At 63.2% G+C, this 13,244-nt stretch carries 13 protein-coding genes and 1 riboswitch; of the genes, 4 read left to right on the forward strand and 9 right to left on the reverse strand.

From position 1 onward, the window contains the following. Positions 1–3 precede the first annotated feature (3 nt). Genes P3T21_RS00135 through P3T21_RS00145 form a run of 3 tightly spaced genes read right to left on the reverse strand, consistent with a single transcriptional unit; the run spans position 4 to position 2,715 of the window. Positions 4–795: an ABC transporter ATP-binding protein gene (locus tag P3T21_RS00135; RefSeq protein ID WP_429253910.1), complete on the reverse strand. Its 792-nt coding sequence runs from the start codon at positions 793–795 to the stop codon at positions 4–6. Next, positions 792–1,607 (reverse strand): ABC transporter permease, encoded by an 816-nt coding sequence (locus P3T21_RS00140; protein WP_429253911.1) that lies wholly within the window; start codon positions 1,605–1,607, stop codon positions 792–794. Before P3T21_RS00140 ends, P3T21_RS00135 begins: the two co-directional genes overlap by 4 nt. A gap of 40 nt (positions 1,608–1,647) precedes the next feature. Continuing rightward, the gene (locus P3T21_RS00145; protein ID WP_429253912.1) at positions 1,648–2,715 is read right to left on the reverse strand and encodes a putative urea ABC transporter substrate-binding protein; all 1,068 of its coding nucleotides are present in this window, start codon (positions 2,713–2,715) and stop codon (positions 1,648–1,650) included. 57 nt (positions 2,716–2,772) lie between these two features. Then, a riboswitch (guanidine-I (ykkC/yxkD leader) is annotated at positions 2,773–2,882 on the reverse strand. A 209-nt stretch (positions 2,883–3,091) separates the two neighbouring features. Between P3T21_RS00145 and P3T21_RS00150 the strand changes: the two genes are divergently transcribed. From P3T21_RS00150 to P3T21_RS00165, 4 genes are all read left to right on the forward strand, one after another. Continuing rightward, entirely contained in the window at positions 3,092–3,580 is a 489-nt protein-coding gene (locus P3T21_RS00150) for a nuclear transport factor 2 family protein (RefSeq protein WP_429253913.1), read from the forward strand. A 291-nt stretch (positions 3,581–3,871) separates the two neighbouring features. After that, positions 3,872–6,031, forward strand: coding sequence for a hypothetical protein (locus tag P3T21_RS00155; protein ID WP_429254494.1), 2,160 nt, complete (start codon positions 3,872–3,874; stop codon positions 6,029–6,031). Between the two features lie 95 nt (positions 6,032–6,126). Continuing rightward, complete coding sequence (locus P3T21_RS00160; protein ID WP_429254495.1) at positions 6,127–6,384, forward strand: hypothetical protein; 258 nt, start codon at positions 6,127–6,129, stop codon at positions 6,382–6,384. 197 nt (positions 6,385–6,581) lie between these two features. Continuing rightward, positions 6,582–7,181, forward strand: a complete 600-nt coding sequence (locus tag P3T21_RS00165; RefSeq protein WP_429253914.1) for a LysE family translocator — start codon at positions 6,582–6,584, stop codon at positions 7,179–7,181. Here the strand turns inward: P3T21_RS00165 and P3T21_RS00170 are convergent. The 6 genes from P3T21_RS00170 to P3T21_RS00195 all read right to left on the reverse strand — a co-directional run bounded on the left by P3T21_RS00170 (position 7,099) and on the right by P3T21_RS00195 (position 13,154). Next, positions 7,099–8,403 carry a winged helix-turn-helix domain-containing protein gene (locus tag P3T21_RS00170; RefSeq protein ID WP_429253915.1) on the reverse strand — a complete coding sequence of 435 codons (1,305 nt, stop codon included), beginning with the start codon at positions 8,401–8,403 and terminating at the stop codon, positions 7,099–7,101. The two genes, P3T21_RS00165 and P3T21_RS00170, sit on opposite strands and share 83 nt — an antisense overlap. 19 nt (positions 8,404–8,422) lie before the next feature. Next, positions 8,423–10,126, reverse strand: a complete 1,704-nt coding sequence (locus tag P3T21_RS00175) for an FAD-dependent oxidoreductase (protein WP_429253916.1) — start codon at positions 10,124–10,126, stop codon at positions 8,423–8,425. Positions 10,127–10,245: 119 nt separating this feature from the next. Beyond that, positions 10,246–11,235, reverse strand: a complete 990-nt coding sequence (locus P3T21_RS00180) for a DedA family protein/thiosulfate sulfurtransferase GlpE (RefSeq protein ID WP_429253917.1) — start codon at positions 11,233–11,235, stop codon at positions 10,246–10,248. Between the two features lie 255 nt (positions 11,236–11,490). After that, positions 11,491–11,922 carry an HIT family protein gene (locus P3T21_RS00185; protein ID WP_429253918.1) on the reverse strand — a complete coding sequence of 144 codons (432 nt, stop codon included), beginning with the start codon at positions 11,920–11,922 and terminating at the stop codon, positions 11,491–11,493. A 169-nt stretch (positions 11,923–12,091) separates the two neighbouring features. Continuing rightward, positions 12,092–12,337, reverse strand: coding sequence for a hypothetical protein (locus tag P3T21_RS00190; RefSeq protein ID WP_228983880.1), 246 nt, complete (start codon positions 12,335–12,337; stop codon positions 12,092–12,094). A 259-nt stretch (positions 12,338–12,596) separates the two neighbouring features. Continuing rightward, positions 12,597–13,154, reverse strand: a complete 558-nt coding sequence (locus P3T21_RS00195; protein WP_429253919.1) for a DinB family protein — start codon at positions 13,152–13,154, stop codon at positions 12,597–12,599. Between the last annotated feature and the right edge of the window lie 90 nt (positions 13,155–13,244).

The raw sequence follows: 13,244 nt of genomic DNA on the forward strand, positions 1-13,244 counted from the left end.
TCCTTATGCCGCGAGCACATCGACGCGCGATGCGCCTTCGACGACGGCCTTCGCCAGATGAAGCGCCGACGCCGAATCGCGGTTGTGTTCAAGCGGAATGTTGTAGGTGATACGCGCGCCGTACGCGCCGGGCGCCTGCGGATCGACGCGCACCTTGTCGAACACCAGCACGCGACTGCCGAGCGCGAAGCCTTCCTTCAGGTCGTGCGTCACCATGAAAATCGTCAGGCCAGTTTCGCGCCAGAGCTTCAGCAGCAGATCCTGCATGTCCTTGCGAATGCCCGGATCGAGTGCGCCGAACGGCTCGTCGAGCAGCAGCACGCGCGGCTTCATCACCAGCGCCTGTGCAATCGCGAGACGTTGCTGCATGCCGCCGGACAGTTGATGCGGATACTTGTCGAGCGCGGCGCCAAGGCCGACGCGTTCGAGCATCGAAACGGCTTCGTCCTGCGCCGCGCGGCGGCGCGCACCGAACAGACGCCCGGTGAACTTCGCATGCGGCAGCTCAAGGCCGAGCAGCACGTTGCGCATCACGCTGAGGTGATCGAACACCGAATAGCGCTGGAACACGACGCCGCGATGCGCATCCGGTTCACCAGGCAGCGGCTCGCCATCGAGCAGGATCTCGCCGCGTGTCACGCGTTCCTGTCCAAGCAGCAGACGCAGAAACGTCGATTTGCCACATCCCGATGCACCGACCATCGAGCAGAATTCGCCCTGTTCGATCTTCAGGTTCAGACGCTCCAGCACGACCTGGTCGCCGTATTCTTTCCAGACGTTGCGGACTTCGATCATCGCGAACCTCCGCCGTACCACGGGAATGCCGCCTTCGTCAGACGACGCAGCGCTTCATCCATCAGCCACGCGAGCAGCGTGATCCACATGACATAAGGCAGGATCACGTCCATGGCCAGATAGCGGCGCACGAGGAAGATGCGATAGCCGAGGCCATCGGTCGAAGCGATCGCTTCCGCCGCGATGAGGAAGAGCCAGGCTGAGCACAATGAAAGCCTCAACGCGACCAGCAGACGCGGTAGCAACTGCGGCACGATCACGCGCAACATCAGCGTCCAGCTCGTGGCGCCGAGTGTTTGTGCCTTCACCCATAGCTCGTTCGGGATTTCGCGGGCGCGCTGTTGAAGATCGCGGATCATCATCGGCGTGATGCCGATCACGATCAGCACGACCTTCGACAGTTCATCCAGCCCAAACACGATGAAGAGAATCGGTAGCACCGCGAGTGGCGGAATCATCGATATCACCGTGATGAACGGCGACAGCGTGGCCGTGACGAGCGGAATGCTGCCCGTCAGGATGCCCGCCACCAGCGCGATCACAGCGCTCACAAAGAGGCCGATGCCGAGGCGTCGCAGGCTGGAGGCCGTATCGGCCCACAGCAGATGTTCGCCCGTGCGTTTGTCCTCGGTGAAGGCTAACTGTTTGACGGCGTCGGTCATCTGCGTGGCGCTCGGCAGCAGCTTGTCTTCAGGATTCGCCGCAAGCCGCAGCGACGAACCCGTGAAGTACACCGCGACCAGCACGATGAACGGCATGAGCAGCAGCATGAGCGCGCCGCTTCGGCTCGGGTGTCGGTTGATGAGTCGCATGGTGCGCCGTCTTTTCAGGTGGATCGTGGAGATCGTGGGTTTAGAGCTTGCCGTCCGCGGCCATGCGGACGTAGGTCGGATCGAAGCGCAGCTTCACGTTGCTCTTGCTGCCGACGATCACACCTTTATCGAACGCCATGCCGACGGCATCCGGGTTCGGTGCGCCCTGACCGAGCAGACCGTGATCGAACGAGAACTTCGCGACGCGTGTCATCGTTTGCGGCAAGGTCGGGCTGGTTGCGAAAGCGAGCGCGTCCTTCGGCGTGTAGAAGAGCGCGGTCGTAGCCAGCTGGCCCTTGAAGCCGGCGAGGTCGGTGCCCGAAGCCTTCGCCATCGATGTCAATGCGGCCGTGCTGTTCGCGTTGTTCGCCTTCATCAGCGCGAGCATTTCGAACCATGCGCCGGTGAGTGCCTTGCCGAGTGCCGGGTTATCCGCGAGCGTCTTTGTGTTGACCACCATCATGTCCATGATCTCGCCCGGAATCTTCGTGGAATCGAAGACTTCACTGACGTTCGGCTGCGCCTTCAGGTCGGCCAGCATCGGATTCCACGTGACGGCCTGCTTGACGGTCGGCGTCGCAAAGGCAGCGGAGATGTCGGCGTCCGACGTGTTGACGGTCTTGACGTCGCGTTCGCTCATGCCGGCGGATTCAAGCGCGCGGGCGAGCAGGTAATGCGACACGGAGAGTTCGACCAGGTTGATCGACTGACCCTTCAGGTCGGTGATCTTCTTGCCCTTGCCCTTGATGAGCACGCCGTCGTTGCCGTTGGAATAGTCGCTGACGATGAGCGCGGTCGAATCGACGCCGCCTGTAGCGGGAATCGTCAGCGCGTCCATATTGGTCATCGCGCAGCCGTCGAACTTGCCGGCGGTGTACTGATTGATCGATTCGACGTAATCGTTGAGCTGGACGACATCGACGTTGATGCCGTATTTCTTCGCCCACTTCGATACGATGCCCTGGGTTTTGGCTTCGCCCCACGGCATCCAGCCCGCGTAGATGGTCCAGCAGACCTTGAAGTCGGTTTTCCCGGCGGCGAATGCGGGGGTGGAGGCGAGAATGGAGAGAGCGGTGACAGCAGAGGCGAAAAGGCGGAGCTTGCGCATGGGGTTGACCTCGCAGGACGGTTTATCGACGGCAGGAGCGGCGCGACTCATCGCGTTCTCTCCCGGGCTTTTATCCCGCCGTGTAACCTCGCCTGAGGTCGACAACTCTCGGACCAGCGTCTGCGTGCAGTTAAGCGATGCAGACCGGAACCCTAGTCGTCCATTGCAAATTGTGACTACGTGCTAAACCGGATAGTGCGCCGGCTCCCGTGCATCGTACTAAGCGATAAGCGTGCCATGCCGGCGAGCCTTACGCCGTCGTGGATTGCGGTTGAGGTATGCACGAAGATGAAGCCTCAGCAGCATCGGCTCGCGCCGCAATGCACGATTTGTGTGCATACACAACGATCAACATGTCTTTACGGAGGTTGCAGCGATGGCACTCAATCGATTCAACGCGTACCCGTTTGCGCTGGCGCTCGCGATCTGCGTCGCGATACCCGCGCACGCACAGACGCAGACGCCGCCCGCAAATATCGCCAGCCTCTCGCAGGCGGAACAGAACCGGCAGGTTGTGCTCGCGTTCCATGAGCAGTTCTTCAATCAGCACGACCTGAGCGCCGCAGACCGCTTCGTCGCTGAAAACTATGTGCAGCACAATCCGACCGTACCGGACGGTCGTAAGGCGCTTGTCGAAGTGTTCACGAAGGTGTTCGAGCGAAACCCGCAGGCGCGTTCTGATGTCGTCCGCTCCGCTGTGGATGGCGACCTCGTCTACGTGCATTTGCATTCCACGCTGAATCCGTCTGATCGCGGTCGTGCGATCGTGAACATCTATCGCGTGACCAACGGAAAAATCACGGAGCATTGGGATGTGATTCAACCCATCCCGGAGCAGTCGGCGAATTCGAACACGATGTTTTGAACGACGACCAGAACGGAGCGTGCAGGGGCGCGCCGCATTTGCTGCGTACCGAATCGATGAACCTGGTCGATGCTCAACGCATCAAGCAGGTACCTGTCCCCCACATTTCACCTTTTTTCGGCGAATTGACCGACGAGTTCCCATGTGAAGATCAGGACGGCCGGTTTGAGCGCCACGCACTTTCGCGCGGCGTACGGCCACTCGACAGGCTGACGACATCGATCGATCAGCCGCGCTTGACCACTCGCAAGGAACTTCGTCGTGAAAGTCTCTACTTTTCTCGCGACGTCGATGCTTGTCTGGCAGGGTTGTCTGCCAGCCGTATCGCACGCGCAATCCCAACTCAACGCCACCACGTCCTGGATCGGCAACAGCTTCGGCTTTGGCGACGGTAAATGGATGCAGCAGGACATCGAGGCGATCAGCGTCGCGCCCAATGGCACCGTGTACACCAACGCACCGTGGGACGAAAGCGGCAGCGAAATCGGCGCGTACCGTGCGGGCGACAAGATCGCTGTTGGCGGAAACACGCACGGCTGGGGCAACGCGGGCGGCGACGCGATCGCGACCAATCACACGTACCTGTACGCGGCCATGTCGATAGCCAACGGGAACAACGGGCTCGTCGGAGCGGACTTCCCGCCACGAGACCAGACGTGGTTCGGCATCACGCGACGCCTGCTTGCGAACATCGCAGTCGGCGCGCCGTTCGCGGGCGGCATCGGCAACAGCGCGAACGCGACGAAGAACAGCTTCATGCTGCTCCGCGCGGCCGCCGCTGGCGCCGATGCAGGCATTCGCGGCATGGCTGCAACCGATACCGAACTGTATGTGGCCGATACATACGGCAACCAGATCGTCGTGTTCGATGCACAGACGATGCAGCGATTGCGCTCGTGGAGCGTGCCGACGCCTGGCCGCATCGCGATCGATACCGATTCGACGGTGTGGGTGATCCAGGGTTACCTGTCGTCGAGCGGTGCTTCTGTTGCGCATTATTCGGCGAATGGCGCGGCGCTATCAGGCACGCTTCTATTGCCCGCATCGACATTGCCGACCGCCATCACGATCTCGCCATCGGGCCAGATTCTTGTCGCCGATAACGGGCCTTCTCAACAGATCCTTGCCTTCAACAAGATCGCCAACGGACAGACGCAGCAGGCCGCATCGATCGGCACGCGCTCGGGCATTTTCCACGCGACAAAGGGTGCTGCAGGCGACATGCGTTTTAACGGCATCACCGGCATTGGATACGACAGTTCAGGCAATCTCTACGTCGCGCAAAACAACTTCGGCCCGCGTCCGTTCGGCTCGGGTTATACCGGCGACGGCGCGGTGCTCGAAAGTTACCGGGTTGGCACGCGTTCGGTGAACTGGCGGTTGTATGGTTTGCTGTTCGTCGATGGCGGCGCCTTCGATCCGGCATCGCCCGATCAGGTCTACAGCGGCTCGAAACATTTCGCGCTCGACTACAGCCGCGGCCCGGGACAGGAATGGTCGTACAAGGCGTTCACGATGAGCCGCTTCGACTATCCCGACGACCCCGCGCTGCATCTTCCGCGCAACGTGCGCGGCGAGCCGATGCTGCGGCGGATCAACGGCAATCTGTATCTGTTCACGCTCGATATGGGCGCGCACTACCTGAACGTCTATCGTTTCGATCCGGCGAAGCAGGGCGAGATCGCGATACCTGCCGGGCTGTTCGCGCAGAATCCGGTGCCGGGTACATGGCCCGCCGGCCAGCCGACCTACGGCGAATGGATGTGGCGCGACACGAACGGCAACGGTCGCGTGGATGCGAGCGAAATCACCGGCAATCCATCGACGGGCAGCACGGTCGGCAACGGCTTCTACTGGGTCGATACGCCGGGCAATGTCTGGCAGGCGACGCCCGGCAGCGGCATCCGCGAAATGCCGTTGCAGGGCTTCGATGCGGTCGGCAATCCGGTTTATACGTATGCGTCGTCGAAGATGTTTCCGATGCCGCAGCCGTTCAACCGCATCGCGCGCATCGTCTATATCGCAGAGACGGACACGATGTACATTTCCGGCTTCACGGCCGCGACGCCGTGGGACAGCACGCACTGGAAAGAAGCCGGCCCGGTGCTCGCGCGCTATGACAACTGGAGTTCCGGCACGCCCTCGATGCAGTACACGATCGCGTTGCCCTGGAGCACGCAAACCTCGCCGCAGGTTACGCCGGTGGGCGTCGCGGTGGCGGGCAACTATGTGTTCGTCACCGAACTCTATACGCCGAAGATCGATGTGTACGACGCGCGCACCGGCCAGGCGGTCGGCTACCTGTCGCCGGGCGCGAGCGTGGGCAGCACGTCGGGCTGGGTCGATGTGTATCTCGGCGTGAGCGCCGTGCAGCGCGCGAACGGGGAATACGTCGTGCTCGTCGAAGATGACGCGCGCGCGAAAATCCTGATGTATCGCTGGGCGCCCTGATGCTCAGGTCGCGCCGAATGGACGACCGCGCACGATCGGTATATAACAGCATGAAAGATCTATCACGGGTCCTTCAACAGGGAGCGATGACCATCATGACGCGTGAAGTACCGGACAAGCAGGAAACAGACGAGCGGCCTGACCTGGAGCATCTCGACGCAGCGGTCAGCCACGTCGATCATCTGGTGTCGACCGGCGGTATCGCGGTGGGTGCCGCAAAGGGCATTCTGTACAGCCTGATCGAAACGCTCGGCGCCTTTGTCGGTGACCCGGATCTGCCCGAGCATGCGCGCTCGGGCTACGAAGGGCTGCTCGAAACCGCGCGCGAACTGCGCGCAAAGCTCGAACGCTAGCCGCGTGCGACGTGTGCCGGTCGATCGGACCGGCGCCGCTCGTGTGTGTTCGCGTGCGTTCGTGTGCTTTCGTGTGTGCTGGCGGCCGGCGCGATGCCGGCCGTTCTGTCTTCTGGCGACGGCGTTGAATGGTTCTGGTCGCGCGACAGACAATCTATGTTAAAAAGTCGCACCGCATCCGTCTGACTTCGCTCCCCATGTTTTCTGTTTCCGAAGCCGTACTTCTCGCACTCGGTATCGCCGTCGTGCTCATTACGCCAGGTCCGACGAATACGTTGCTCGCCGCAGCCGGTTTGCGACAGGGCGTCCGTCGTTCCGTGCCGTTGATCGGCGCGGAACTCGCCGGCTACATCGTGTCGATTTCGGTGTGGGGGCACTTTCTCGCGCAGGCTTCGCACGCGTGGCCGTGGCTGCCTTCGGTGTTGCGCGTCGCGAGCGGACTCTACATCGCCTGGCTCGCAGTCAACATGTGGAAGGCGGCGGTTGCGCTGCCCACTTCGACGCAGGCTGCCACCGGTCCGCACACGCTGTTTGTCGCGACGCTGCTCAATCCCAAGGGGTTGTTGTTTGCGGGCACGATCTTTCCGGCCGTCGCGTTCACTAACGGCGAGGCGTATCTGCTGACGATGGCGGTCTTCGTCTGCCTGCTCGTGCCGGCCGCGTTCGCGTGGATCTCGTTCGGCGCGGCGCTTGGCAACGGCAAACTCGCGTGGATCAATCCGTCGAAAGTGCAGCGCGGCGCGTCGATTGTGCTCGGCGTGTTTTCGCTGTCGCTGGCGTGGGCGGCGTTTCACTGAGTGCGCGTTTCTTCGCTTCGTCCCTGAACGCGGCGAGCACTTCCTTGGGCCCCGACGTGATCCGTAATTCAGGCGTGCCGTGCCAGTCGGCGCAACGCTGCAACGCGCGACGCAGATCGTCCGTCAGCCGGCCACTCAACCGCACGCCGGGTTCGAGATGAAACGATTTCAGCTCGAACACACCCTCCGCGCGATGCGCCTTTGCATCCACACGACCCACGAGCTTTCCGCGGCTTAGCAAGGGCAGCACGAAGTACCCGTATTTGCGTTTTGCAGCGGGCGTGTAGCACTCGATCGCGTAGTCGAAATCGAACAGCGCAGCCGCGCGTTTGCGATCCCACACGACCGGATCGAAGGGCGAGAGCACGGTGGTCACCGTCGAAGCGAGCTTGCCGGTCATGGCATCGTCAATCATCGGCGCGAATTCACGATGCACGAACGTGTCCTGCTTCCAGCCGTCGACCTGCACGCGTACCAGTTCGCCTTCGTCGGCGAGCGCGTTGAGTGCATCGACATAAGGGCGACGTGGCAGCCGGTAATAATCCGCGACCCAGTCCGCCCGCGCGATGCCGAGCGCGCGGCAGCTACGCAACAGCAACTCACGCGCGACAGCCTCGACCGGTTGCAGATCGCGTGCGTCGTCCCAGCCGGGTAGCACGCGCTCGGCCAGATCGTAGATGCGATGGAAATTGTGTCGCGCGGACACCATCAACTGGCCGGTCGCGAACAGCACTTCGAGATGGCGCTTCTCGGGTTTCCAGTCCCACCAGCCATTACCTTTGCCGCCTTCGCGCGCAAAATCGGCCGCGCGCACGGCGCCGTTTTGCCGGATGTGCTCGAGGAGACTGTCGATATCGGCGCGATATTTGCCGTGCCAGTCGGCGGCGTATTTCCAGCCCATGCCGACCGGGTCCAGCATGCGATGCCGCAGCAGACCGTAGTCTTCGATCGGCACGAAACACGCCTCGTGCGACCAGTATTCGAACAGCTTGCCTTCGGCGAGATGCGCGTCGAGCCAGGCCGGCTCGTACGCGCCGATCCGGCTGAACAGCACGAGGTACGGGCTGCGCGCGACGACATGAATCGTGTCGATCTGCAGTTGCCCCATCTGGCGGATGGCGGTCAGCACGTCCGCCTTCGCCGCCTTGCGGCGCGGCGGAGCGAGCAGACCTTGTGCGGCCAGATGAAGCGTGCGGGCAGCGGAAAGCGGGACGGTCTTCAAAGAGGGCGCGTCCGCTCGGTCAGGCGCCAAGCGCGATGGCTTCGCCCGCCCGTTCCGCCAGTAGCTGGTGAATCTGCGCCACCACCGCCGCGCCTTCGCCGACGGCGGCCGCAACGCGCTTCGTCGACCCGGCACGAGCGTCGCCGATGGCGTAGACGCCTTCGACCGTCGTCGCCAGATCGCAGCCCGAGCCTGCGCCCACGCCGGTCAGCACGAAGCCCTTCGCGTCGAGCTGGACGCCGCAGGTGCGCAGCCAGTCAGTGTTCGGGTCGGCGCCGGTGAAGAGGAATAGATGGCGCGTGTCGAAGTGATCGGTGCCGTCCGGAAGCGGCGATTTCAGCACGACCGAAGCGAGCCCGCTGTCGTCGGCTTCGAGCCGGCCGATTTCAGCGCGCGGATGCACGGTCACGTTCGGCAACGACTGGATGCGGTCGATCAGGTAACGCGACATCGTCGATTCGAAGCCGCTCTTGCGGATCAGCACGTGCACGTGTTTCGCGTGCGACGCCAGATAGACGATCCCCTGGCCAGCCGAATTGCCACCGCCGACCAGCACGATTTCCTCGTGCTTGCACAGCTTCGCCTCGACGGGTGACGCCCAGTAATACGCGCCGCGCCCTTCAAAGCGCTCCAGCCCTTCAAGCGCCGGACGGCGGTATACCGCGCCCGTCGCGATCACGACCGTGCGCGACAGCAGGCTGCCGCCGCACACCAGATCCAGCCGGTGCGGTTGCTCGTCGCAATGGAGCGTGCGGACCTTCACGGGAATCGCGACGTGCGCACCGAACTTCTGCGCCTGCACGAACGCGCGGCCCGCCAGCGCCTGGCCGGAAATACCGGTCGGGAAGCCAAGGTAGTTTTCGATGCGCGAACTGGCGCCAGCCTGGCCGCCGGGCGCACGGCTGTCGAGCACGATCACCGAGAGGCCTTCAGACGCCGCATACACGGCCGTCGCGAGCCCGGCCGGACCCGCGCCGACAACCGCGACGTCGTAGACATGCGACGCGTCGAGATCGGGCAACATCCCGAGGCAGGTTGCCAGTTCAGGGTCGCTCGGATGATGCAGCACCGTGCCGTCTGGACAGATCACGAGCGGCAGGTCTTCGGGCCGCGCGGCGAACTGTTCGATGAGACGCAACGCGTCTTCGTCGCGTTCGTCGATCACCGAATGCGGATGACCATTGCGCGAAAGGAAGCCTTCCAGTGAGACGAGGCGGGGATCATTGCGCTTTCCGATCAAAACTGGACCGCCGGCGCCGTTTTCGATCAGCGCCACACGGCGCAGGATCAGCGCGCGCATGATCCGCTCGCCCAGTTCCGCTTCAGCGACGATCAGCGCGCGCAGGCGATCTGGCGGAATCAGGAGCACTTCGACTGGTCGGGTGGTCAGCCCGTCGACCAGCGCCGGCTTTCCGGACAGCTGGCCGACTTCGGCCATAAACTGGCCGCGACCATGGTCGGCGATCACATGTTCGCGCCCGAGGGCGTCGCGCCGGGTTATCCGGACGCCTCCGCACAGGATGACGAACATGCCGGGGCCCTTCTGGCCGGTGAGGAACAGATATTCCCCGGCTCCCCGGCGGGTCACCTCGCCGAACTTGCGCAGGCGATCGATCTCTTCGTTCGTGAGCTCCGGAAACATCTGGTGACGCCGCGTGCTCAGATTCGAGAACGGTGCGTCGGCTACGATTGCTTGTCCTTCACTTTCCTGAGTCGCTGCCATCAAACGGCTCCTTCCTCTTTCTGTGTGACAGGGGGCTGACGTCGGCGTGCCGCATGGGTTGCCGCAGCCGGGGCGCCCGCGTCGGGAACGCCTCGCGGCCGCGCTCCATGGGCCGCGCGCTATGCAGCTTTCGGGGCGATGTCACCATCAACGTGACGGGCGGGTTCGCCGGGCAGCGGTTCCAGCTCGCGGCCGGCGTCGCGCCATGCGTCAAGGCCGCCGCGCAGCGGCACGACATCGGAGAAGCCGGCCTCGGTCATCTGCTTCGCCATCCACGCTGCCGAAATTTCGTTCGGGCACGAGCAATAGATCACGACCTTCTGATCGTGCGGATATTTCGCGATGATCTCTTCGAGCTGACGCTCGTCCGCATACTGCGAGCCGGGAATCACGAACGGATCGAGCTTGCGCTTTTCATGCGAGCGGATATCGAAAAGCACGGGCGTCTGATTCGCGGTGATCAGCTCGTCGAGTTCCTCGATTTCCATACGCGCGGTCGCCAGCTTCTTGATCAGCTGACGGCGGCGGATCCAGCGATACGTCCCGTACGCCAGCAACAGCGCGACCACGACGACCGCGGTCATGTGCCCGAGCCGGCTCGCGCCCGCAAACAACATGTCGATCTGCTGCGCGAACAGCACGCCGATAATCAGCCCAACGCCGGACCACAGCGCCGCGCCGATGCTGTCGTAGCTCAGGAACGTGCGGTACCGGACGCCCATCGCGCCGGCCATCGGCACGGAGACGATCGACAGGCCCGGCACGAACTTCGCCACCGCCAGCACGCGCACGCCCCAGCGGCCGAAAAAGCGCTCGGTCTTCTTCACGCACGTATCGCGCGACAGCGACAGCTTGCAGAGCGTCTTCAGCGTGTTGCCGCCGTAGATGCGGCCCGCCAGAAACCACGCGCTATCGCCGATCAGCGTCGCGAAAATCGACAGCACCAGCACCGGCAGCAGTTGCCCGCCAATGGATCCCGGATGCAGCGCAGCCATTGCCCCAAACAGGACGAGAGACGGCATCGCGGGCAGGGGCAGCCCGAACGAGGCGGCGAGCACGTTGGCAAACACCAGCAACGGCCCGTACTGTTCGACGAGGTCATGTAGCATCGGCTTACATCCGCGGCCTTATGGCCAGAAATGAAGGTGACTCAAAGATTATGGACGCATTTTCGAGACGTGCAAGCGTACCGAAAAGTGACTTGAAAACAAACGAAAATCAGCTGCGAACCGGCCTGGAACGCGCCGGTGAAACGCAGCGGGCCGGCCGCTTCGCGCAACCGGCCCGCTGGAAGCGGTCGTGACGTCAGTCGGCGCTACTGGCCGCGTCACGGGCAGATGGGGACGAAGCGCCGTTTGGCAAGGTCAGGCGGCACCTTCCGGCATGGCGGCCACAATTCGCGCGGCGATTTCGCGAAGCTTTTCGGTATCGGCAAGCACCGCGCCGTGCGGTTTCAGCGTTTCGCCTTCGCGTCGCGGAATCACATGGAAATGCACGTGCGGAACGGTCTGGCCGGCCGCGAGGCCATTGAACTGGGCGATCAGCACACCGGGCGGGTGGAGCGCCGCCCTGACGGCCGTCGCGACCCGGCGCGTCGTCCGCATGCAGGCTGCCGCGCTCTCTTCCGACAGGTCGAAGATCTCAACCGCTAGCTCCTTCGACAGGATCAGAACGTGGCCGTCGGCCTGCGGCATGATATCCATGATCGCGACCGTCAATTCGTCTTCATACACGCGGATGTCCGGCAGTTCGCCGCGCAGTATCCGGGCGAACGCATTCTGCGGATCGTATTCCATTGTCTACCTTCGTGGGTCGGCCGCCGCCGGTGCTGGCTGGCTATGGCCGGACGGCTGGCCTGCTGGGAGCGCGCGCCGGGCGGTTGCTGACGTACGACGCCTGCTGCCGCCCGCGGTGAAACCCGTCGCGCCTGACAGTGAATGGTCGTGCGGGTTGTGCGCCTGGCGGCTAACGGTTGTGCTGTTCGCCCGGCAGTTCGGCGCCGTGGGCGCGAATTGCTGCGATCAGTTCCGCAGGGGTGATTTCGTAACGCACTTCGCGGTGGATTCCCGGCTTGCGTTCATCGACTTCGATCAGAAGAATGCCTTTGCCGTCTTCAGTCGATTCGAGGCGCAGCGAGCGAAGTTCGCGCGCCGTTGCGTCGTCGTATTCGGTGAGCAGGGTCATTGCCCCGGAAGAGCCGGTGGTGCGCATCGACATTGTCCTCGTTCCGTTGTTGAGCGATTCATTGTACGGGCTGGCTGCGACTTCGTCTGTCGCGCGGCCATCACGCGCGGGCATCCGATGCCGTGCGTGTGGCCGCCCGGAGGACCGCATGCAGCCTGCCGCAGCGGATCAAGGGCAGTTTAACGCGAGTGTCCATCACGCTGGCGGGCTTTTTGCATGCCCAGCCACGGTGCATGCGGTTCTTCACGGTTTTATCGCCGTGTCATCGCGGTGTCGTCAGGCTGTGTCAGCGCGCGTCGTACGGCGCGTCGCGGGCGCGGGAAGGCGCGTCGAAGCGCAGGAAAAACTCGTCGAGCTGCGGCGGCGCGACGGTCGTGCCTGACAGCATCGCGTGAACCTGACCGCGATGATGGATCTGATGCACGAAGAGATGCGGCAGCACGGCGCCGACTGTTTCATGCGTGATGCCGACACCGGGCCCGCGGTCGATGTGGACTTCGCGCTGGAGGGCCGCGTCGCTATCGAGTGCATCGCAAAAGGCGATCAGACGGTGGTCGCTTTCCTGTTGCGCGGGCCACAGGTCGGCGGCGCGCGGGTAAGGCACCTCTTCGTCGAAGATCGTCAGGCCTGCGCCGCCGTCGACGAGCGCGTCGATGTAATAGCGGTCCACCAGCAGGATGTGATTCAGCGTGAGCTGCAGTGACGGGAAAAAGCTCACACGGGTCGCAGCGAACGCATCGTCGGATAGCGCGAGACACGCGCGATATAAACGCGCGTTCGACCACGCGTTGTTGCGCGCCATATCGGCACAATGCAGGGCGAGCGGGGAGGTGGCTGGACTCACATTGGTCTCCGGTTGGTCAATGGCAGTCACATTGCACGGGCGATTCGTTGAAAGCGTAGCACCAGATCTTCGTTAGCCTCACAGGCGGAA

Origin of the sequence: Paraburkholderia sp. GAS334, from assembly GCF_050436625.1 — a bacterium.
GTDB lineage: Bacteria > Pseudomonadota > Gammaproteobacteria > Burkholderiales > Burkholderiaceae > Paraburkholderia.

Bases quoted from the DNA above. Each gene is read 5' to 3' on its own strand.
- P3T21_RS00135 (WP_429253910.1), bottom strand. From the start codon at position 795: ATGATCGAAGTCCGCAACGTCTGGAAAGAATACGGCGACCAGGTCGTG.
- P3T21_RS00140 (WP_429253911.1), bottom strand. From the start codon at position 1,607: ATGCGACTCATCAACCGACACCCGAGCCGAAGCGGCGCGCTCATGCTG.
- P3T21_RS00145 (WP_429253912.1), bottom strand. From the start codon at position 2,715: ATGCGCAAGCTCCGCCTTTTCGCCTCTGCTGTCACCGCTCTCTCCATT.
- P3T21_RS00150 (WP_429253913.1), top strand. From the start codon at position 3,092: ATGGCACTCAATCGATTCAACGCGTACCCGTTTGCGCTGGCGCTCGCG.
- P3T21_RS00155 (WP_429254494.1), top strand. From the start codon at position 3,872: ATGCTTGTCTGGCAGGGTTGTCTGCCAGCCGTATCGCACGCGCAATCC.
- P3T21_RS00160 (WP_429254495.1), top strand. From the start codon at position 6,127: ATGACGCGTGAAGTACCGGACAAGCAGGAAACAGACGAGCGGCCTGAC.
- P3T21_RS00165 (WP_429253914.1), top strand. From the start codon at position 6,582: ATGTTTTCTGTTTCCGAAGCCGTACTTCTCGCACTCGGTATCGCCGTC.
- P3T21_RS00175 (WP_429253916.1), bottom strand. From the start codon at position 10,126: ATGGCAGCGACTCAGGAAAGTGAAGGACAAGCAATCGTAGCCGACGCA.
- P3T21_RS00180 (WP_429253917.1), bottom strand. From the start codon at position 11,235: ATGCTACATGACCTCGTCGAACAGTACGGGCCGTTGCTGGTGTTTGCC.
- P3T21_RS00185 (WP_429253918.1), bottom strand. From the start codon at position 11,922: ATGGAATACGATCCGCAGAATGCGTTCGCCCGGATACTGCGCGGCGAA.
- P3T21_RS00190 (WP_228983880.1), bottom strand. From the start codon at position 12,337: ATGCGCACCACCGGCTCTTCCGGGGCAATGACCCTGCTCACCGAATAC.